At 35.6% G+C, this 20,767-nt stretch carries 26 protein-coding genes and 1 pseudogene; 10 read left to right on the top strand and 17 right to left on the bottom strand.

From position 1 onward, the window contains the following. Window positions 1-420 carry an acyl-CoA thioesterase gene (locus tag ACM6HU_RS25910; protein WP_016115715.1) on the bottom strand — a complete coding sequence of 140 codons (420 nt, stop codon included), beginning with the start codon at window positions 418-420 and terminating at the stop codon, window positions 1-3. Between the two features lie 109 nt (window positions 421-529). Here ACM6HU_RS25910 and ACM6HU_RS25905 point away from each other — a divergent pair, with 109 nt between their 5' ends. Next, the gene (locus tag ACM6HU_RS25905; protein ID WP_016131794.1) at window positions 530-1,822 is read left to right on the top strand and encodes a LysM peptidoglycan-binding domain-containing protein; all 1,293 of its coding nucleotides are present in this window, start codon (window positions 530-532) and stop codon (window positions 1,820-1,822) included. Between the two features lie 16 nt (window positions 1,823-1,838). Here ACM6HU_RS25905 and tlp read toward each other — a convergent pair whose 3' ends face one another. The 5 genes from tlp to ACM6HU_RS25880 all read right to left on the bottom strand — a co-directional run bounded on the left by tlp (window position 1,839) and on the right by ACM6HU_RS25880 (window position 4,403). Continuing rightward, window positions 1,839-2,063, bottom strand: a complete 225-nt coding sequence (gene tlp, locus ACM6HU_RS25900; RefSeq protein WP_003199079.1) for a small acid-soluble spore protein Tlp — start codon at window positions 2,061-2,063, stop codon at window positions 1,839-1,841. Between the two features lie 107 nt (window positions 2,064-2,170). Continuing rightward, window positions 2,171-2,305, bottom strand: a complete 135-nt coding sequence (sspN, locus tag ACM6HU_RS25895; protein ID WP_003199081.1) for an acid-soluble spore protein SspN — start codon at window positions 2,303-2,305, stop codon at window positions 2,171-2,173. A 43-nt stretch (window positions 2,306-2,348) separates the two neighbouring features. Beyond that, window positions 2,349-2,492, bottom strand: coding sequence for an FbpB family small basic protein (locus tag ACM6HU_RS25890; RefSeq protein ID WP_077294947.1), 144 nt, complete (start codon window positions 2,490-2,492; stop codon window positions 2,349-2,351). Between the two features lie 271 nt (window positions 2,493-2,763). After that, a complete protein-coding gene (locus ACM6HU_RS25885; protein ID WP_016115718.1) occupies window positions 2,764-3,711 on the bottom strand; it encodes a 3'-5' exonuclease in 948 nt (315 codons plus the stop codon). 116 nt (window positions 3,712-3,827) lie between these two features. Next, window positions 3,828-4,403: a redoxin domain-containing protein gene (locus ACM6HU_RS25880; RefSeq protein ID WP_016131795.1), complete on the bottom strand. Its 576-nt coding sequence runs from the start codon at window positions 4,401-4,403 to the stop codon at window positions 3,828-3,830. Window positions 4,404-4,602: 199 nt separating this feature from the next. Here ACM6HU_RS25880 and ACM6HU_RS25875 point away from each other — a divergent pair, with 199 nt between their 5' ends. The 3 genes from ACM6HU_RS25875 to ACM6HU_RS25865 all read left to right on the top strand — a co-directional run bounded on the left by ACM6HU_RS25875 (window position 4,603) and on the right by ACM6HU_RS25865 (window position 5,870). Continuing rightward, window positions 4,603-5,193: a YjdJ family protein gene (locus ACM6HU_RS25875; RefSeq protein ID WP_016131796.1), complete on the top strand. Its 591-nt coding sequence runs from the start codon at window positions 4,603-4,605 to the stop codon at window positions 5,191-5,193. Window positions 5,194-5,307: 114 nt separating this feature from the next. After that, window positions 5,308-5,520: a hypothetical protein gene (locus tag ACM6HU_RS25870; protein ID WP_016131797.1), complete on the top strand. Its 213-nt coding sequence runs from the start codon at window positions 5,308-5,310 to the stop codon at window positions 5,518-5,520. A 23-nt stretch (window positions 5,521-5,543) separates the two neighbouring features. Beyond that, a complete protein-coding gene (locus ACM6HU_RS25865; protein WP_016131798.1) occupies window positions 5,544-5,870 on the top strand; it encodes a YmzC family protein in 327 nt (108 codons plus the stop codon). Window positions 5,871-5,964: 94 nt separating this feature from the next. Here ACM6HU_RS25865 and acnA read toward each other — a convergent pair whose 3' ends face one another. Then, window positions 5,965-8,688, bottom strand: a complete 2,724-nt coding sequence (gene acnA / locus ACM6HU_RS25860) for an aconitate hydratase AcnA (protein ID WP_016131799.1) — start codon at window positions 8,686-8,688, stop codon at window positions 5,965-5,967. 292 nt (window positions 8,689-8,980) lie between these two features. Between acnA and sspO the strand changes: the two genes are divergently transcribed. Then, window positions 8,981-9,130 carry a small acid-soluble spore protein O gene (gene sspO / locus ACM6HU_RS25855; protein WP_003199101.1) on the top strand — a complete coding sequence of 50 codons (150 nt, stop codon included), beginning with the start codon at window positions 8,981-8,983 and terminating at the stop codon, window positions 9,128-9,130. 38 nt (window positions 9,131-9,168) lie between these two features. On the opposite strand, the gene ACM6HU_RS25850 is transcribed toward sspO, so the two are convergent. Then, window positions 9,169-9,894: a polysaccharide deacetylase family protein gene (locus tag ACM6HU_RS25850; protein WP_016115724.1), complete on the bottom strand. Its 726-nt coding sequence runs from the start codon at window positions 9,892-9,894 to the stop codon at window positions 9,169-9,171. A gap of 44 nt (window positions 9,895-9,938) precedes the next feature. Beyond that, on the bottom strand, window positions 9,939-10,202 hold the full coding sequence (locus ACM6HU_RS25845; RefSeq protein WP_016131800.1) for a hypothetical protein: 264 nt from the start codon (window positions 10,200-10,202) through the stop codon (window positions 9,939-9,941). Between the two features lie 120 nt (window positions 10,203-10,322). Here ACM6HU_RS25845 and ACM6HU_RS25840 point away from each other — a divergent pair, with 120 nt between their 5' ends. After that, window positions 10,323-10,466, top strand: coding sequence for a small acid-soluble spore protein P (locus tag ACM6HU_RS25840; protein ID WP_000414451.1), 144 nt, complete (start codon window positions 10,323-10,325; stop codon window positions 10,464-10,466). A gap of 143 nt (window positions 10,467-10,609) precedes the next feature. Next, window positions 10,610-10,990: an Hsp20 family protein gene (locus tag ACM6HU_RS25835; RefSeq protein ID WP_016115726.1), complete on the top strand. Its 381-nt coding sequence runs from the start codon at window positions 10,610-10,612 to the stop codon at window positions 10,988-10,990. Between the two features lie 270 nt (window positions 10,991-11,260). Here the strand turns inward: ACM6HU_RS25835 and ACM6HU_RS25830 are convergent, their stop codons facing one another. Continuing rightward, window positions 11,261-11,653: a hypothetical protein gene (locus ACM6HU_RS25830; RefSeq protein ID WP_016115727.1), complete on the bottom strand. Its 393-nt coding sequence runs from the start codon at window positions 11,651-11,653 to the stop codon at window positions 11,261-11,263. A gap of 119 nt (window positions 11,654-11,772) precedes the next feature. Between ACM6HU_RS25830 and ACM6HU_RS25825 the strand changes: the two genes are divergently transcribed. Beyond that, the gene (locus ACM6HU_RS25825; protein WP_077294950.1) at window positions 11,773-12,993 is read left to right on the top strand and encodes an alanyl-tRNA editing protein; all 1,221 of its coding nucleotides are present in this window, start codon (window positions 11,773-11,775) and stop codon (window positions 12,991-12,993) included. A 49-nt stretch (window positions 12,994-13,042) separates the two neighbouring features. On the opposite strand, the gene ACM6HU_RS25820 is transcribed toward ACM6HU_RS25825, so the two are convergent. Further along, complete coding sequence (locus ACM6HU_RS25820) at window positions 13,043-13,486, bottom strand: NUDIX hydrolase (RefSeq protein ID WP_016131802.1); 444 nt, start codon at window positions 13,484-13,486, stop codon at window positions 13,043-13,045. 131 nt (window positions 13,487-13,617) lie between these two features. Here ACM6HU_RS25820 and ACM6HU_RS25815 point away from each other — a divergent pair, with 131 nt between their 5' ends. Continuing rightward, window positions 13,618-14,190, top strand: a complete 573-nt coding sequence (locus tag ACM6HU_RS25815; RefSeq protein ID WP_016115730.1) for a DUF6434 domain-containing protein — start codon at window positions 13,618-13,620, stop codon at window positions 14,188-14,190. A 15-nt stretch (window positions 14,191-14,205) separates the two neighbouring features. On the opposite strand, the gene ACM6HU_RS25810 is transcribed toward ACM6HU_RS25815, so the two are convergent. The 5 genes from ACM6HU_RS25810 to ACM6HU_RS25790 form a co-directional block, all read right to left on the bottom strand. Then, the gene (locus ACM6HU_RS25810; protein WP_016131803.1) at window positions 14,206-15,303 is read right to left on the bottom strand and encodes an acetyl-CoA C-acyltransferase; all 1,098 of its coding nucleotides are present in this window, start codon (window positions 15,301-15,303) and stop codon (window positions 14,206-14,208) included. Beyond that, a complete protein-coding gene (locus ACM6HU_RS25805) occupies window positions 15,296-16,762 on the bottom strand; it encodes an acyl-CoA synthetase (RefSeq protein ID WP_033671390.1) in 1,467 nt (488 codons plus the stop codon). Before ACM6HU_RS25805 ends, ACM6HU_RS25810 begins: the two co-directional genes overlap by 8 nt. 83 nt (window positions 16,763-16,845) lie before the next feature. Continuing rightward, a complete protein-coding gene (locus tag ACM6HU_RS25800; RefSeq protein ID WP_016131805.1) occupies window positions 16,846-17,421 on the bottom strand; it encodes a biotin transporter BioY in 576 nt (191 codons plus the stop codon). A 411-nt stretch (window positions 17,422-17,832) separates the two neighbouring features. After that, entirely contained in the window at window positions 17,833-19,452 is a 1,620-nt protein-coding gene (locus ACM6HU_RS25795) for a long-chain fatty acid--CoA ligase (protein WP_414848516.1), read from the bottom strand. A gap of 361 nt (window positions 19,453-19,813) precedes the next feature. Beyond that, on the bottom strand, window positions 19,814-20,017 hold the full coding sequence (locus tag ACM6HU_RS25790; RefSeq protein ID WP_016115734.1) for a hypothetical protein: 204 nt from the start codon (window positions 20,015-20,017) through the stop codon (window positions 19,814-19,816). A 98-nt stretch (window positions 20,018-20,115) separates the two neighbouring features. On the opposite strand from ACM6HU_RS25790, the pseudogene ACM6HU_RS25785 reads away from it, so the two are divergent. Then, window positions 20,116-20,436: pseudogene (locus tag ACM6HU_RS25785) on the top strand (GNAT family N-acetyltransferase); the annotation flags it as partial. A gap of 82 nt (window positions 20,437-20,518) precedes the next feature. Here ACM6HU_RS25785 and ACM6HU_RS25780 read toward each other — a convergent pair. After that, window positions 20,519-20,767, bottom strand: a complete 249-nt coding sequence (locus tag ACM6HU_RS25780; protein WP_016115736.1) for a DUF2164 domain-containing protein — start codon at window positions 20,765-20,767, stop codon at window positions 20,519-20,521.

Below are 20,767 nucleotides of genomic sequence, written 5' to 3'. Positions count from 1 at the left end.
TTATTTTTTCTTAATTTCCTCATATTTCGCATACCACTCTGGATATAATTTCTTAAAGGACACAGGACGAAACCCTTCTTTTTTCGCACAAATATTTGTTGTTGTAGCTGTAATACAAAGATCTCCATCACCGTTATAAATTTCATATCCATATATAACACGAAGGGGACTAACTGAATCAATCCATGCTTTCACGATTGCCTTTTCTCCATAACGCATTGCTTTCCGATATGAAATTTGCAAATCTAATACGGGAGAAATAACTCCTTCTTTCTCCATTTCAATATATGAAAATCCTAATTCTTGTATCAATTTTGTACGCCCTAATTCAAGCCATACTAAATAATTTGAATGGTAAACAACGCCCATTTGATCTGTTTCCGCATAGCGGATCTCGATTTCGTGTTCTGCTACAAACATATCTTTATCTCCTTCTCACTTCTGTTTCCTTACATACATTTAATCATAATACAGTGAAATCAAAAATAAAATAGAAACGGTGGATCTTTTTACTGAAAGGAGCGAATATATGATTCAAATTGTAACCGTTCGTAGTGGTGATAGCGTATATAGCTTAGCGTCAAAATATGGCACTACACCCGAAGAAATTGTAAAAGACAACGGACTCAATCCAGCTGAGACACTTGTTGTCGGTCAGGCACTAATTGTAAATACGAGAGGTAATAATTATTATGTACAGCCCGGAGACAGTCTTTATCGAATTTCTCAAACATATAACGTTCCTCTTGCTAGCTTAGCAAAAGTTAACAATCTATCATTAAAGTCCATTCTTCATGTTGGTCAACAACTATATGTACCAAATGGCTCTAAACGAACGATAGAATCTATTGCCTACTTACAACCTTCTACTATTCCAATTAAAGAAAGTTTAGTGAATGCTACGCGGGCCATCAATCCTTATCTCACATATTTAGCCTACTTTAGCTTTGAAGCATTGCGCGATGGAACGTTAAAAGAGCCGACTGAAACCGCAAAAATTGCTCAAATTGCAGTGCAAGGTCAAACAATCCCAATGCTCGTTATTACAAATATTGAAAATGGAAATTTTAGCGCTGAATTAGCCTCTGTTCTTCTAAGAAACGCTACTATTCAAAATAAATTCATTACAAATATCCTCCAAACAGCTAAAAAATATAATATGCGTGATATTCATTTTGACTTTGAAAATGTTGCACCCGAAGATCGCGAAGCATATAACCGATTTTTACGAAATGTAAAAACACGACTACCTGAAGGATATACGTTAAGCACCACACTTGTCCCAAAAACAAGTTCGAAGCAAAAAGGAAAATTTTTCGAAGCACACGATTACAAAGCCCAGGGGGAAATTGTTGATTTTGTCGTGATTATGACATATGACTGGGGATGGCAAGGAGGACCACCGATGGCTATATCTCCTATCGGTCCCGTGAAACAGGTAATTCAATATGCAAAATCTCAAATGCCTCCGCGAAAAATTATGATGGGACAAAATTTATATGGCTTCGACTGGAAGCTTCCCTTTAAAGAAGGAAATCCACCAGCAAAAGCCATTAGCTCTGTCGCAGCCGTTGCACTTGCCCGTAAATATAATGTTCCAATTCGTTATGATTTTACAGCACAAGCACCACACTTTAATTACTTTGATGAAAATGGTGTACAGCATGAAGTATGGTTTGAAGATGCCAGGTCTGTTCAGAGTAAATTTAATTTAATAAAAGAACAAGGCATTCGCGGGATTAGCTATTGGAAAATCGGGCTTCCTTTCCCGCAAAATTGGCGTTTACTTGTGGAAAATTTCTCGATTACAAAAAAAGGCTGACAACTGTCAGCCTTTTTTACGCATCATATTCAGATTCATCTTTTATTTCACTTTTCAATGAATCAATACTTTCTAAACGGCGTTGATTTTTCGCTTCAATTGCAGCGCGATCTTTTTCATTCGAAACCTCTGCAGTTTCTTTTGCCTCATTAAAGTTATCAATCGTATTTTGTACCATTTCTTGTAGTTTTTCTACATTATCACTTCTGTCATCTGGATTCGCTTTATATTGCTCTGTCATATGAATTCCCTCCTAGTTGAAATATACATACCATGTTAGTTTTCCAAAAACGAATTAGATTATGTATGCACATAAAAAAAAGGAGAATGAAAACATTCTCCTTTTCTTTAACCGTTATCAACAATTGGTTGTTTCCCTGTTTGGTCTTGCATTTGCTTCCCTTTGTTTCCACCGGCTTTTTTCGACTGTGTTCCAATATGATCTGGTGTAAAATCTTTGGAATTCTTCTTTGGATTTCCCATTCTTATCGCCTCCTTATCACTAGTATCATACTAGTGATAAGAATTATTCAGCCTGCTTAAAAAGTTGCATTTCATAACGCTTCTCGATTCGTTCCTCAATCCGTTCAATTGCATCACGATCGTTTAGTAGTTGCCGCTTATTTTCCTTCACAAGTTCTTTAAATGTTCTTCGACGATTTCTTCTCATGCTGCTCATCCTTTCTCCTTCTCTTTCTTACTATAGTTAGTATAAGCAAATGAAAAACTCTTTAATCAGATTTGCAAGAAAATTTTATGTTTTGTCAAAGAAAAGTCTTTTGTTAACAAAAAAATCCATTAGCTGTTCTTAAACAACTAATGGATTCCCAAACATTTTATCCTGCTATTTACAAACAAGTAATATCCTCTCAAAATTCAGCAAAATGAAACAACTTAAGTAGGAGATGAAGAATTCCCCCACTGATTAAAGTTTCACTTTATCATTTCGTTATACTTAAATACTTTTTAATTTCTTCATCCGCATTATCTTTCATTTCTTTGTACTCATTCAGCGCTTGCATGACTGCATCATAACTCTCTAAAATATAATTTTCTAACTTTGTGAAGTCCTCTATGCTTTCAATCATAATTCTAGTTGTCCCTATTTCACTTTTTAAAGCCGGCTCACATTTTAAAGTAGGATATATTCCTAATATGTCTTGTTCTGTCTTTTCAGTTAAAACATATTTTTTTCGCCCTTTTACCTTCACCCTTATAATCGGATAAAAAGCCTTTATATCTAGATAACTTCCAACACTCACATTGCGAATCCATTCTATATCGCGATTATGCTTTACAAGCATTTCTTTTATTAGTGTGTACACTTCGTCTTCTTCAACCGTTTCTTTTTTTGTTTTCTTTTGTCCTTCTTCTTGAATAGCAGCACATTTTTGATACACAGCTGCACATGTGATACAGTCGTCAAGTGCATTATGAGAACTTAAACGAATTCCGAGCATTCTTTTTAAAGTTTCTAACTTATGGTTCGGGGCATGTTTCATATATCTTTTCGCTAAAAAGACGGTATCAATTACTATATTTTTAGGTTCTGGCAATCTAAGCATATTTGCATTACTCTTTAAAAAACGCATATCAAACGAAGCATTATGAGCAACAATGGTATCTTCTCCTAAAAACGCTAAAAATAACGGCAAAACTTCCTGAATCGTTGGAGCATCCGAAACGCGATAATTTGTAATTCCTGTTAAACTCGTAATTCGATTAGGAATAAATCGCTCTGGATTTACAAAAGAAACAAATTGATCTACCAGCTCATGATTACGATACCGAACCGCTGCCACTTGAATTATTCGATCATTATAAGGGTTAAATCCTGTCGTTTCAAAATCAATAACAACATAGTCTCCTGTCAATGGTAAATTCCCCACAATATACGCTCCCCAATCATTATTTTCGATGAAATTTCTTTCATCATATCACGAACAAGCTGCTTAATGAAAAAGAAAAGACAGAAATGACAAATAGTCAATTCTGTCCTCTTTCATTATTTTATTTTCGCAATTCTCTTCTCCATTTCTTTTTGTGTCATCGGTCCGATAAATTTATCTTGAATCACACCTTTTGTATCCACAAAATAAGAAGTTGGAATGGTAATTACTTTATACATTGTTGTAACATTTATATCTTTATCAAGTAAAATAGGAAATGTCAATCCCTTCTCTTCTGCAAACTTTTTCACTTTTTCTTCTCCGTTAGCACGTTCAGAAACCGTATAATTTACAGCAAGGATTTCTACATCATCTTTATGCTTCTTATAGAAAGCTTCCATATCCGGCATTTCCTGCTGACAAGGTCCACACCACGTTGCCCAGAAATTTAAAATAACTTTCTTCCCCTTAAAATCCGATAATTTTACTTTTGTGCCATCTAATTTTGATAACTCAAAATCCGGTGCAATCTTGCCTACTTCAATCCCATTTTTTGCAATGACTTCTTTCATCGCCGCTTCGCTTTTCACTGGTTCTTCCCTTACTTGTTTCTCATTCTTTCCGAGCTGTTCATAAACTGCATAGCTCGCTAAACAAAGCAACACTACAACAATGGTAAGCTTTCGCCACATATACATCATCCTTATCGCTTATCTCATTTTATATATCACTTAAAAATAACAATAGTATTTATACTTTATTTTAGCTTATACGGACAAGCTTGGAAATATTCTCCTTCAAAATAAATAGAATATTCTTAATAAAAATGAAAATCACTTCTTTTTATCATATAATAAAAATAGTTATAATTTGGAAAGGGCGTCATTATTTATGAATAAAACCGTTTTACATTGGTTACAATATGTTATCATTCTCCCCATTTTATTTTTCTCATTGTTTATTACAAGCTGGACTGCTAGCTACTTAAGTATTTCAGAGGACTGGAAACAACATATCGTCTTCACTCCCCAAACAGCAGAAGGCTCCAATCAAATTTATGAAATTGACAAACTGTTGTATGCCTTTAAGTATAATCCAGTTTTTACTACAATTTTTGTATTATCCATTGTCTATTTAATAGGAATTATGATAATTCGCTGGTTATACTGGAGAAAACATAAAACAGGATTAATCGGTTTACAACTCATGATTGTTCTTCCTATTTTTCTTTACACATTACTTGTCACACATTCTACAGGTGCGATAATTGCTGTGGAAAAGAATTGGGAGAAATATTTAGTCTTTTCACCAAAATCAATTACAGATGTAAATCAAATTTATTATATTGATAGGTTGTTATACGCTTCGCAAAAATCGCCTATCTCTAGCACAATTTTTATTCTAAGCTTTCTTTATATAATCGGACTAATCGTTTCTAAAATTTTCACTCAAATACGTTTTCGTAAAAATTTAAATACATGAGGTGATACTCCTGCTGCGATTACTCATCCATCCTGTGACTTTTATTTTTGTTATTTTACCACTACTTTCTATTGTTTATTTCAAATACCTTCATTTGAAATAAGGAGGGTTCTTATGCACTCATTTGAAAAAGCTATTCTCTATATTTTCAGTTTCATATTCTATCCTATTGGTATTATCGGATGGATTATATCCCTATTTAGTAAAGATCCTGAAAGAAGAAAAATCGGCCGTGTTTGCATTTATACAGCTTTGATATCGTTTATTTTATTCACTACACTTGGCATTATTAGCTTTTACTCCATTACAACAATCTCTAGTTCATAATAATCATAGAAAGGACGAATGCTATGGGAGAGCATCCAATTAGTAAAGAACTACGCTATATGCGCATATGTTTTGTCATCTTAATTTTAGTCCTTATATTTTTTGACAGAGGGAAGGTTGTTGAAGTCTCTACAAATCACGACACTCCAAGAATGGATGTACCAACTAATAATATGACACAAATTGCAGAAAATACATTTGCTTTACAAGAAGATGATCCTACAAGTGGTGATAGACATACTATCAAAATTTTCAAATATGATCCGGACACAAATAAGATTATATTAGTAAAAGAATTTAATACCGAAAACTATTCTACATACGAATACAAGCTCAATAAACCAGAATAAAGATAATTGCCCATAAAATGAGGAAGCTAACATCAGTCAGCTTCCTCATTTTGATTGAAAATATTTACTTTTCTCGTTTACTACAACATTTTACTTAGTTTGACACCTTAGATTCTTCAACTTTCTCACGAAGAACCATTTGCAGGATACCACCGTGGCGATAGTAGTCAATCTCAACTTCACTGTCGAAACGTGCTATTACTTCAAATTGTTTTTCGTTTCCTTCTGGGTCAATTGCAACTACTTTTACAAGGTCACGTGGCTTAACTGTTTTATCAATTTGAATTTCAAATGATTCGTTACCAACAAGACCTAATGTTTCTGTACTTTCGCCATCTTTAAATTGTAATGGTAATACACCCATTAGTACTAAGTTACTACGGTGAATACGTTCGAAACTTTCTGCGATAACTGCTTTAATTCCTAAAAGGTTTGTACCTTTCGCAGCCCAGTCACGAGAGCTTCCCATACCGTAATCTTTACCAGCAACTACAAGAAGTCCAGTGCCATCTTCTTTATATTTCATCGCAGCATCATAGATAGATGTTACTTCACCAGTTGGCCAGTAAGTTGTATATCCACCTTCTGTTCCTGGTGCGATTTGGTTTTTGATACGGATATTTGCGAATGTACCACGCATCATAACTTCATGATTACCACGGCGAGAACCATAAGAGTTAAAGTCAACTGGCTGTACGCCATTTTCTAATAAATAGCGGCCTGCTGGTGTATGTTTACCAATTGAACCTGCTGGTGAAATATGGTCTGTTGTTACAGAGTCACCAAATTTACCAACTACGCGTAAACCTGAAAGGGTTTCTACTTCACCTGGTTCTTTTGATAATCCTTCAAAGAACGGTGGATTTTGAATGTATGTTGAGTCATTATCCCAAGTATATAACGCTTCATTTGAAGTTTGGATTTCATTCCAGCGTTCATTGCTGTTAAATACTTGTGCATATTCTTTTTTGAACAATTCAGACGTTACGACGCTTTGAACCACTTCTTCAATTTCTTTAGCTGATGGCCAAATGTCGTTAAAGTAAATCGGGTTACCGTTTGCATCTTTACCGATTGCATCATTTTTCAAGTCGATATCGACTGTACCAGCAAGTGCATACGCCACAACAAGTGGTGGTGATGCTAAGTAGTTCGCTTTTACAAGCGGATGAATACGACCTTCAAAGTTACGGTTACCAGATAGAACAGATGTTACTAATAGGTCATTTGCCGCAATTGCTTCTTCTAATTCTAGTTCTAATGGGCCAGAGTTACCGATACAAGTTGTACATCCGTAACCAACTGTTTGGAATCCTAATTGATCTAAATAAGTTGTTAGGCCTGATTTATCTAAGTATTCCGTTACTACTTTAGATCCTGGTGCTAATGATGTTTTTACATAACCAGGTACTTTAAGTCCTTTTTCAATTGCTTTTTTCGCAACTAAGCCTGCACCAATTAATACATATGGGTTAGATGTATTTGTACAGCTTGTAATCGCAGCGATTGCAATTGCACCTGTTTTCATCGTTACTTCTTGATCTTTTAATGCAACTTTCACTTCTTTATCAAATTCTTGTTCATTGAACCCAAGTCCTTGCGTTCCAACTGGTGCCACAACCGCTTTATGGAACTCATCTTTCATGTTTGAAAGAGGGATTAAATCTTGTGGACGTTTTGGTCCTGAAAGGTTAGATTCAATTGTATTTAAATCAATTTCAACAAGATCTGTATAAATTGGATCTTTGCTGTCTGCTGTATAGAATAAACCGTTTGCTTTACAGTATTCTTCAACAATGCGAATTTGTTCTTCGTCTCTTCCTGTTAAACGTAAGTAATCTAATGAAATTTCATCAATTGGGAAGAATCCACAAGTTGCACCGTATTCTGGTGCCATGTTTGAAATTGTTGCACGGTCAGCTAAAGGCATGCTCTGTAGTCCGCTACCGAAGAACTCAACAAATTTACCAACTACACCTTTCTGACGTAACACTTGTGTTACTTTTAACGCAACGTCTGTTGCTGTTGTACCACTTGGAAGTGTACCAGTTAATTTAACACCGATTACTTCTGGTACTGGGAAGTATGAAGGTTGTCCAAGCATCCCTGCTTCTGCCTCAATACCACCAACGCCCCATCCAAGGACACCGATACCATTAATCATTGTAGTATGAGAGTCTGTTCCCACTAATGAATCTGGATATGCAACTAATTCACCTTCAGCATTTTTCACCGCATGAACAACTGGTGCTAAATACTCAAGGTTTACTTGGTGTACAATACCTGTTGCTGGTGGCACTGCACGATAGTTATCAAACGATTTTTGTGCCCAGCTTAAAAATTTATAACGTTCTTCATTACGTTTAAACTCTAAGTCCATGTTGAATTCAAGCGCGTCTGCTGTACCCGCTCTATCAACCTGTACAGAGTGATCGATTACAAGGTCTACAGTAATTTCTGGATTAATTTTATCAGGATCTCCACCCATGTCCGCCATTGCTTTTCGAAGTGAAGCCAAATCAACGACAGCTGGAACACCTGTGAAGTCTTGTAAAATTACGCGAGATGGTTTAAATGGAACATCGATATCTTGAACATCTTTCGTTCCCCACTTCGCTAAATTTGTAACATGCTCTTCTGTAATTACACGTCCATCAACTTGACGAAGTACAGATTCAAGCAAAACTTTAATTGAATACGGTAATTTTGATACGTTGCCAACCCCTGCGTTTTCAAGCGCTTTCAATTGATAATAATGATACGTTTTTCCATCTACTTCAAATGTTTCACGAGATTGAAATGGATTATGTTTGACCATTATGTTTCCCCCCTGTTAAACGTGACTAAGTTGTCTGAATATAAAATGTAGACAAATTTTTCAATACCTTACGATAATATCTTATTACAACTTTCTAAATAAGTAAATAATAAGAAACTTATGGTTTATCATAAGTTTTCTTTATCTCTCTAAATCCGAATAGTATTCGCTCTCCTTATGAATACTATTATCATAAAGTAAAGCTTTCTTTTTGGAGCTTTTCTTCTCTGTTCATACATGTAATGAACAGAGAAGTATTTTTATAAAGAAAACATTGTAGAGGTGAAAATAAATGGGTAAACGTAAAGCAAATCATGTAATTTCAGGAATGAATGCTGCATCAGCACAAGGACAAGGAACTGGCTATAATGAAGAATTCGCAAACGAGCCACTAACACCAGCTCAGCGTCAAAATAATAAAAAACGTAAAAAGAATCAATAATGAAAAATCCCAAAAGGAAATCCTTTTGGGATTTTTATTTAATGCTTATAACGTAACAATTCCGAAACTTTCACAAATCGATACCCTTCCTTTTGAAGGGCCGACAGGATTTTTTCTAATGCAGCTACCGTTTGACTACGATCATTTCCTCCGTCATGCAGTAACACAATATCTCCGCTCTTCGCATTTTTCACAACATGATTCACAATGGACTCAGTTCCTGGATTTGCCCAATCTTTTGGATCTTGATGCCAAGACCATAAAACGGTTTGATAACCCGCTTCTTTTGCCGTTGTAAAAACTGCATCGTTAATATATCCACCTGGTGGACGGAAAAGTAGCGGCTCCTTTACCCACTTTTGTAAATACTTTTTCCCCGCTAAAATATCATCTTTTAATCTTTCATCAGATGCACTTCTAGCATATAAATGATTCATCGTATGATTTCCAATCTCATGTCCTTCCTTTAGCACCTGCTTAACTAAATACGGATTCCGCTGAACCCGAAAACCAATCATAAAAAAAGTTGCCTCAGCTTTATATTGGTGTAATAGCTTTAACACCTGCGGAGTATACGTAGGATCCGGACCATCATCAAATGTAATTGCAATTATCTTCTCGTTATTTGGTACCTCCCACGTTACATAACCCGTAGGCTCTAATTCTTTTCTCATCAGCATTTTCGCTTCTACTTTGTCCACTTGAAATATATGTACTACACAAACCAAACAAATGATTATTACAGAAATTTTTCTTTTCAACATATTGACTCCAAACTTGAACAGGTTGTTGAACTCATACAACCTGTTCAATCGCCTAGCAGATCCACATCTCGTATAATGTTTTGCAAATTACTTTCATACCGCTCAAGTTGTGGACGTTGTGTTTCAGATGCTACTTCCAATGCATTTTGAATTTGTTCATATGCCTCTTGAACTTCTTGGCGTAAATGCTTTAAATCCTGACCATAATTCGGGTCATTTTTCACAATATTGTTGTATAAATTTTCCGCTTGTACGACTCCTTGTTGTGCGGCTTGAAAAGCTTGCTGTTTATCTTTATGATACGGCATACGCTTTCCCCTTTCTGTTATAGTTAGTCTTACTTAGCTTTACCTTTTTTCATAAAAACATTCTCGTATAAATTTACAAAGTTCTCTCATTCTAAATACAAGAAGGAGGTGCAACACAACATGGAAAAAAACAATAGCAAGTCTATTCGTCAAAACACAAAAAAAGGACAGCCCTCTGGGCAACCTGAGCCGCTAAGTGGGTCACATAAAGTAAAAAACCGAAATCATTCAAGACAAAAAAATCACGCGCATCACGATATGTAAAAGAAGGACAATGCACATGCATTGTCCTTCTCACTTAAGCTATTTACAACAAACCACTCAACATATTTTCTAGTTTGTTTTTCACCTCTAATTTCTTAATGCATATTATAATATGAATTGAGACTTTACGGAGGGTGTCTTACATGGGCAAGAAAAAGAAAAACTGTCTTTTTCATGTTGATGGTTTTGAAGAATGGATGGATCAGTTTTGCTCTGATTCATACGACAACTTCAGTTTCCCTAATCACATCCACATTGATCTTTGCGAAACGGAGCAAGAGTATATTTTAGAAACTGATATCCCTAATGTGTCAGAACAAAATGTACTTATAAACAAGATGGAGACAGGCCTAGCAATTCATATATTTCATAAGAACTCGTCCTTGCAACGAACAATTTCTTTACCTGCTAACATCATCTATAAAAAAATGCTAGCCTGTTTAGAAAATGGCTTTCTTGCCATACACATTTCAAAAACTGAAGTTGCAAATGAACATGAGAAAAAAGTTCTTTTTTTTAATTAAAACGTTATATAAAAACAGAGTGGAAAAAGTTTGTTACTAATTTTTCCTACCCTGTTTTTTCTTTATTTTATATAAAGTGAAACTTCCATCAGTGTGGGGTTCTTCATCCCCCCACCTATCTTCTTTGCTTCTCTCTGAACCTTGAGATAGGGAGGATTACTGTCCGTTAATGCGGGGTAAAATTAACCTTCTAACCCTACTTCATACATATGCATAGAAAAAGAAAGCAAACTAACAGCTTTCTTTTCCCTGTTTCTATAGTAAATATAATTATACCTTGGCTGTCCTAGATAATTCCATGTCAATACCATATGTAAACTGTAATTCTTTGCAAACGTCCTTGATTAGGATGTTCACATCATACTTTTCATTAAATTCAAGAACCGCATTTTCCACTTCCTCATACGTATATTTGTATTCACCAGTGATGACACTTTTTAAATCAAAGCATTCATTGATACAAAGCTGAACGAGAAGCTGATCATACATAGCGGACACATCTTCTTTTTTCCATAATAACTCTTTCACATATAACCGATCGAATATTATACTTTCTCGATTACACTCCATTAAAGTCCGAGTCATATCATGTAATTCTCGATATAGTTCAGAAATATTTGTATTGAGACGAATCAATTTGTCTACGCCATTTTCATACAGCATTTCATCCACCCCCGTATATTCCCTTTTTCTTATTATAGCAAGAAAATTCTAAAAAAGAGGTTTTTTCTTCTGAAATATTAGGAAACTTATTTAGATTGCTTTACAATGAAACTAGTGAGATAGAAAGGAGTACGAAAGTGAACCAAAAATTATATTACATCGATGCCTATCAGCAAACATTTACAGCTCAAATTATTAAACAGGCCTATGATAGCGAAGAAAAATTATATGTTACTTTGACAGAAACAGCATTTTACCCAACTGGCGGTGGGCAACCACATGATACAGGAACATTAAATGAAGCTTCCGTCGTCAATGTTGAGGAAGTTGAGGGCGAAATCCGTCATTTTATATCAAGTGAATTACATACAAAAGAAGTAACAGGTAAAATTAATTGGCAGCGTCGTTTTGATCATATGCAACAACATACAGCTCAGCATATCCTATCCGCTGCATTTTGGGATCATTTTGACATTCCTACAATTGGTTTTCATCTTGGAAAAGAAACGATAACAATTGATTTAGACACGCCTGAGCTTTTGATAGAAACAGCCACTAGCGCACTCCAAATTGCAAATCAAATTGTCTTTGAAAATCATCCTATCCATATTAAATGGATGAACTTAGAGGAAGCAAAACAGTTACCGCTCCGAAAAGAACCAACAATTACAGAAAATATTCGCGTTGTAATCATTGAAAACTATGATTATAACGGTTGTGGTGGTACACATCCAAAATATACAGGTGAAGTGGGGCCAATTCATATAATAGGGTGGGAGCGAAATAAAGGTGGTATCCGTTTAACATTTGTTGCAGGATGGCGTGTACTCAAGTTAATGGAGCGTCATCAACAAATTATTAAAGACGTTTCCAAACAGTTAAATAGTAGTGAAAATGATATTCCAAATAAAGTAACCCAGCTTCTTACCTCTCAAGAAGAAAGCGAAAAAGCACTACAAACTATGAACGAAAAACTACTTTTCGTAGAAGCAAATAAATTGCTGCAACAATCCATAGACATACATGCTGGAACACTCATTTCTAAAGTCTTTACAAATCGTTCCATGCAGGAAATCACGAAATTATCAGCTATCATTACCGAACAAAATGAAAACTCTATTACATACCTGGTTACCGAAAATGAAGAAAAATTACAATGCGTTCTTGCATGCGGGAAAGCGGTAACAGCAAACATGAATACAATTTTGAAAAATGCTCTTCCTACTATTGAAGGAAAAGGCGGCGGTAATCAAAAAAGCGCTCGCGGCGGAGGAAAAGCAATTATTACAGGTGAAGAATTTCTAGCTCATCTTATTCATTTATCACAAGAAACTTTTTAAAGTAAAATCTAAAGGATAGCCTGATGCTATCCTTTAGATTTTTATCTACTTACAAGCCAATATTTTGTTTCAATCCTTGATAAGTTCCTGCATTAGGAAATCCTTTTTCAATAAGTTCGATAAATGCCTCAGAAAAATGATAATTTCGTAATTCTGTTAGTGGTACCATCTTCACATCATGGATTGGATTATGATCAAATTCATTAGACGGTAACTTTATTTCTCCCGACACCCTTTCAAGTAAAAACGTAATATGTACTAGTGATGGCGTAACATCCGGTTTATCACAAATATATAGTAATTTCTTAATTCTAGTTTCCAATCCCGTCTCTTCTCTCATTTCTAGAATCATAGCTTCTTCTAACATTTCTCCACCCTCTACTCTTCCGCCTGGTAAAGACCAATTTCGATCAGAAACTTTTTGCTTTACAATTAAAAGGTTTTCTTTCTCAATCAAAATTCCAGTTACTCGAACTTGTAATAAATGATTCATATAGTCTCCTCTTTTCATTCTATACATATGACTTCCAAGCTATATAATTCTAGATTATTAGCTAAACCCCTTCCACAAAAGGAACATATGTTTTACAATTAAGGAAATTATAGAAGAAAGAAGCGATTTCTATGCGTCCGCCTTTAACAAGAAACATACTAATTGAAGATTTTAAAAATTATTATTGGCTAAAAACAGAGTTGCAGGAATTTTGTCGTGAATATGATTTGCCAACAAGTGGTTCTAAAATAGAAGTTACTGAGCGCATTGCAACCTTTTTAACTACAGGTAAAATACTGAAAAATAGTCCCGCCAGAAAAAAACAAATCCTACCTTCTTCTTATGAGCCACTTTCTCTACAAACCATTATTACTGAAAATCACCGCTGTAGCGAAGATGTTCGGGCTTTTTTCAAAGAAATAATCGGTGCAAAATTCCGATTCACAGTAACACTACAAAACTTCTTCAAAGAAAATATCGGAAAAACATATGAAGATGCTGTGACGTTTTGGTATGAAGAACAAGAAAGAAAAAATGATCCTTCATATAAACCAAACATCGGTGCTCAATTTGAATACAATCGCTTTACACGTGCCTTTTTCCAAGATTCATATAACAAAGGAAAAACAAAAGTCGATGCTATCTCTGCTTGGAATGAAATAAAATCAAAACCTGGAAGTAATGTCTATGAACCAAAAAAGTAGAAAACTAGATTTTTTCTAGCCCTCTACTTTTTCAAATAATAGAGCAAGCCCAATTCCCCCGCCAATACCTAATGTTGCTACTACGTATTGCGCCTTTCTTCTTTGTACTTGATAGAATAACCGAGTCACAAGCATAGCTCCTGATGCACCGTAAGGATGACCGAGAGCAATTGCTCCACCGTTTACATTTAACTTTTCATAGGAAATTTGTAATTCTTGCGCACAGGCCACAATCTTAGCAGCAAAGGCCTCATTCATTTCAATATAATCAACATCGTCTATTGATAGGTTCTGATCTTGTAATAACTTTTGCACAGCATATATAGGCCCACTCCCTGGTAAATGTGGATCTACACCAATAACAGTACTATGAACAAACCGAAGAATCGGCTTATATCCAAGTTCACGAGCCTTTCCCTCCTCCATTACAAGCACAGCACAAGCTCCATCATTCACACCACAAGAATTTCCTGCTGTCACTGTTCCTCCTTGTAAAAAAGCTGGCCTTGTTCTCTTTATAATTCGTTCATAATTCATTCCGTACTTTATCGTTTCATCCTCCGTTACATTTGAAGAAATCGGGATAATTTCTTCTTGTAAATATCCTTTTTCTAGCGCTCCCAATGTTCTTTTATAACTGAAACAAGCATACTCATCCTGCATATCCCTTGTAATTTTGTAGCGCTCTGCTACATGTTCAGCTGCTATCCCCATATCTGGATCTCCGATAAAATCAGGAGAAAAGCGAGCTCTCTTCTCAAAAGGAGATGTACTTGTACTTTCAACACCACCGGCAATATAGCAATTCCCTGCACCACCTTGAATCAAGTGACAAGCCATCCGAATTGCTTCTAATCCAGCCCCGCATTGGCGATCAATTGTTACACCTGGTACCTTATATAGCAGCCCAGCTTCAAGTGCCGATAACCGTGCAATATTTCCGCCTGGTCCAACAACGTTTCCTAATATTACATCGTCTATTTCATGCTCTATACCTTTACTTAAGTGCGCCAGTATAGGTGCTGCCAATTGCTGTACTTCATACTCTCTCAATATTCCATTTCGCTTGCCAATAGGCGTTCGTTTTGCTAGTACAATCACCGCTCTATTCATATACTTTCTCCTGTTTTACAACTATATGTTTTGCCACTTCACGAGCAATTTTCCCACTGCTTGTATGAGGAATTTCATCAATAAAATACCACTCTCTTGGAATTTTGAAAGATGATAAATGCTGTAAACAAAATCGTTTCAATTCTTGTTTTGTTCCTTTTCCCTTTACAATGGCAACAGGCTTTTCTCCCCAATACCCATCCTTCACACCAACAATTACGATTTCATCAACATTTGGATGAGTGCCCAATACACTCTCAATCTCTTCAGGGAAAATATTAATACCTCCAAATAAAATCATATTTTTTTCTCTACCTACTATATATAAAAAACCTTCCTCATCTTGATAGCCTATGTCATGTACAGTCATCCAACCATCTTCTGTAACTTGACAAGATAGATCTCCGTTCAGTAAATATCCCATAAAAAACTGATCACTTTTCGCATAAATAGTTCCAATTTCACCTTGCTTCAATTCCTTACCCTTTTCGTTACATATCCGAATTTGCACATTATGACATGGCTTTCCAACTGAACTGGCTTTTCTTTCACTTTCTACATCTGTTAGTGCTGTGACAAAGCTTAATTCAGAAGCACCATAAAATTCATATCTTTTTGCATACGGAAATACGGTTTTTACTTTCTGTTTTGCTTCCGCCTCCCATTTTGCTCCTGAAGAAATAATTTTTATTTCCTGTTCAATAACACTTTCTTCTTTATATAATGCCTCTAGCATCGTCGGAACTGTGTACATCACTGAAATATTCTCTTGTTCCAATATAGATAGAACATGACTCGGGATAAATTTTTCTATAAGATACACTGTTTGCCCTAAATACAGCGCACTTATTGCCCCGTATAAAAAAAGGGAATGGACCAATGTACCAGCAAGCAAAACCGTATCATTATTTTTCATATGGAAATCATGCAAATTGCAATCAAAGCTATGAACCCAAGAATCCTGCGCACGAAGAAATGCCTTTGCTTCCCCAGTTGATCCCGATGTAAACCCCATATAGAAAGGGTGGTTTTGTACACTTTCTGAAGAATGATACGTATTTAACTGATTATCCACCATCTGATTCCATTTATTGATAGAAAGTACAGTTCCATTTATTCGCGGCAATTCACTCATCTTATATTGCTCAGAGGTAATGACAATAGAGGGATTTGCTAACTCCAATCTTGCTTCAAGTTCGTCCTGCTTCCACTTTAAATCAAGTGGAACACAAACCCATCCTGCCATTGCAGCACCTGCAAAGATCTGTAAAAATTCAATACGATTCTCTAGTAAAATCGCGACCGTTTTATTCGTTGTTTTTTCTTTATTGAGCCAATTTGCAACTTGGCAAACAGATTCGTGCCATTCTTTATATGTTAGTAGTCTATCTTTTTCCTTTATCGCCATTTTATTCGGATGTATACAAGTATGTTTTATATAAGACAATGTAATCCCCACCACTATTCATCCTTTCCTTTCAGATAACAAAAAGAAACACGCTAATACGTGTTTCCTACATTTTATAAAATCCCTTACGCTCTTTATCTAGCATTTGAGATTTTACCATTCTTTACAGCAGGCGTAATGACGTGCTTCAATGAACGATATAATCGAGGTACAAGAAATGCTGCAATCACAGCTTTAACGAAATCACCTGGCAAAAATACGACACTTACTTTAATCGCTTGCCACACAGAGATATCCATTATAAATGATTGAACAGTCACGCCAAATATATAAACAACTAGAATTCCACCAATTATATTAATCAAAAATACTTTTATAACAGATGCATGGCGTAAACGCTCTACAAAATACCCTATCACAAACGCTCCAACAACGTATCCGATTAAATACCCTGCACTTGGACTAACAAATACGCCTGGACCACCGCGGCCACCAGCTAACAATGGTGCCCCTATCCCAACTACAAACAAGAAAACCATCTGACTTAATGCCCCAAGGCGAGATCCAAGCAATCCTCCTGCAAGCATAACACCAAGAGATTGCAATGTAATAGGAACAGGTGTAACAGAAAGCGCAATTGGTGGTATCAGTCCTAACACACCCATAACTGCACTAAATAAAGCAACAAAAACTAAATTCTTTGTATTCATCTGTCTATTTCTCCTATTTGTAAACTATAAATACTTTCAAGGTAACATATTACAGAAGTTATATTACCTTCCCAGAGATTTAATGTCAACACATTTTCAGTTGAAGTTAACAAATGACGCTGTATCCTATATAAAAAGCTAACTTGTATGATTCACTCTTTTCTAAATCTATTTCAATTTGTATTATTAGTATTGCTGACATTTATTATAAGCTTTTCGATCAAGGAAAAAGTAGCACTCATTAGTTCAAGAATTTTCTACCGAACTAGGCAACTATTATTTTGAAAATCCAGCCTATAAAATGTCGACCAAATATTTTAAACTTACAATCGAAAACGCTGTAAATTAGTCATTATTCAATATAAAAAGCGACTCACAATCATATCGTGGTGAGTCGCCCTTTCTTATATATTACTTTTCACTGCTTCTATGCAAATGCTCTAATTCTTTTCGTAACGCTTGTTTCAAAAATTTCCCAACTGATGTTTTAGGGATCTCCTCCATAAAAACGATATCATCCGGCAACCACCACTTCGCAAACTGCGGTCGTAAAAATTCATATAATTCTTCTTTCGTTACAGAACTATTTTGTTTTTGCACAACACATGCAACAGGTCGCTCCTGCCACTGAGGATGAGGTACCGCGACAACTGCAGCTTCAAATACAGCCTCATGTGCCATTAAAGCATTTTCTAAATCTACAGATGAAATCCACTCACCCCCACTTTTAATAACATCTTTTGTGCGATCAACAATTTTAACGCAGCCCTCCTCATCAACTGTAACAACATCACCTGTATATAACCAACCATCACGGAATCCTTCTACCGTTCGTTCATCGTTATAATAACTTGCAGCTATCCATGGTGCTCGTAAACATAATTCTCCCATTTCAGTTCCGTCCCATTTCACTTCCCCATTTACTCCCACTACTTTCATTTCAACGCCTGGCACAAGATATCCTTGCTTTGATCGAATTTCCAGTTGCTCTTCATAGGATAAATCTGTTTCATAGCTTTTTAACCGTGCAAGTGTCACAAGTGGACTTGTTTCCGTCATACCGTATGCATGCACAAAAGGAACATTATGTTTTTGTTCGAATGCAGCTATCACACTTTTAGGTGCAGCAGCACCCCCGCATAAAATCCGCTTCATACTTGATAAATCATAGTTATTATTTTCCTGTTCTTGTAAAACACCAAGCCAAATCGTTGGTACACCAGCAGCCAACGTCACTTTTTCATCCTGGATCATTTCAAGTAATATTTTCGGTGTAAACATCGGACCAGGTAAAACTTGTTTTGATCCAAACCACGTTGCTGCAAAAGGTAATCCCCAAGCATTCACATGAAACATTGGAACAATTGCCATTGCTACATCACTTTCAGATAATGCAGCTGTATCTGCTAATCCTAGAGCCATACAATGAAGTACTGTACTACGATGTGTATATACAACACCTTTTGGATTACCTGTTGTCGCTGACGTATAACACATACCAGCTGGCGTGTTTTCATCCATATCTTTCAAGAATTGGAAATCAGGATCCCCTTCTGTAAGAAGCTGTTCGTAGTGATAGACCGGCTCTAGTGAAGTTTCTGGAAGTTCTTTTTTGTCGGTCATAATGATGTATGCTTGTACAGTCAATAATTCACTTTGAATTTTTTCAACGAGGGGTACGAGATCTTCATCAACGAGTAAAATGCGATCTTCTGCATGTCCAATAATATAGGAAATATGCTGTGCAGATAAACGAATATTAATAGTGTGCAAGACAGATCCAATACTCGGAATAGCAAAATACGCTTCCACATGACGATGATGATTCCACGCTAAAGTCCCAACTCGTTCTCCCTCTTTTATCCCTAATTTCTGTAACGCACTAGAGAGTCTCCTTGTTCTTTCTCCTAATTGCTTGTATGTTAAAGTTGTTATAGTATCATGTGTACGTGAAACAATTTCTTTTTTTGGAAACAACTTTTCTGCCCTTTCTATCATTGAACTAATTGTTAATGGTACATTCATCATCATATTTCTCCCAACCTCCTATTAAAGCGTTTTCATTTTTAGACATTATACCAAACTTTCGCACTTATGAGTTTTATTTTTCTGTATTTTCTGAAATATTTCCAGAGAAATATTTCTTCTAGCACACACCTCTCATAGAAAACAGAGAGTGACTCCTTTATAAACCACTCTCTGTCTTTTTGAACATATGTATCACACAAAATCGCATACCTCTTCATATCACGACATGTTCTTTTTACAAATACATCATTTTTAATTATTTTTTTGAATTATATTCGAATATATCAAGAATATCTCGTATATGTATCAAGCATAATATTAATCGATTTGTATAAAGCATTGGATATGAATGCTTTTCTTCTATTTATATTGGTTTCTTCTTGAATTTTTGATAATTTCGCACTTTCAACAAAAGTATACTTCCACAATCCGTACAAATATAAGCATCTACTGGAGAAGACGTAAACATCGTTTCTTTTTTTCTTATTTGCGCATATCCAACAAACTCACCTTCCCCAATATTGCTAGAGCCACAATAAGAGCATGTATGTATCTCTTTCTTTCGCATGAGAGCACCACCTTCGTTCTGTTTCTACTCCCTTCGACAGCAATCTTCCAATTTCCTCCCATAAAAAAATCCTACTTCTCCTAAATTTTAAAAGGTAAAATAACCAAGTCCTTTTTGGTAAACCAGGATGGCGTTTTTACATAGCGACGATTGAAGATATTCCTGCTGGGATAGGTGTACTTTATATGAATCAAGGTATAGCTTCACTCGCTGCCTCTGCCACTTTACCAGATTACCAGCGACGAGGCTGCCATACTTTATTAATTCAAAAACGGATCCACACAACTTTTGAATCACAATGTAAATTACTTGTTGGTCAAGCTCGTTTTGGAAGTATAAGTCAAAACAATATGGAACGCTGCGGTATGAATATTGCTTATACAAAATCAATTTGGACTCATGAAAACGATAAGAAATGAAAAAAGATAGTATGGATAGGATATTCAATCCTTACTATCTTTACTCTTAATAGTTATGTTTCTTTAATATTTAAGCCTCTTTTTACTTACCTTCTTGTTTTTCTAATACGTATAAATCCTCTTCTATGTTCGACAACTTATCTGTAATTAACTTTCTCGCATCTCCAATCGCTTGGTTATATGCATATGGTCCAAGTAATTTTATCATTTCTTCTATTAAACGTTCTGCTTGAAAACGCCCGATTGTATCTAAGTCTTCCTCTTCAAAAAACTTCTGAATTTGTTCTACAAGCTCATCTTTCTTTTCATTTGGTATTTTTACATTCATCAT

Origin of the sequence: Bacillus sp. IT-79MI2 (assembly GCF_949768135.1) — a bacterium.
GTDB classification, from domain to species: Bacteria; Bacillota; Bacilli; order Bacillales; family Bacillaceae_G; genus Bacillus_A; species Bacillus_A pseudomycoides.
Note: the sequence above shows the minus strand (reverse complement) of the source record. Positions and strands in the feature narration are given on the sequence as shown.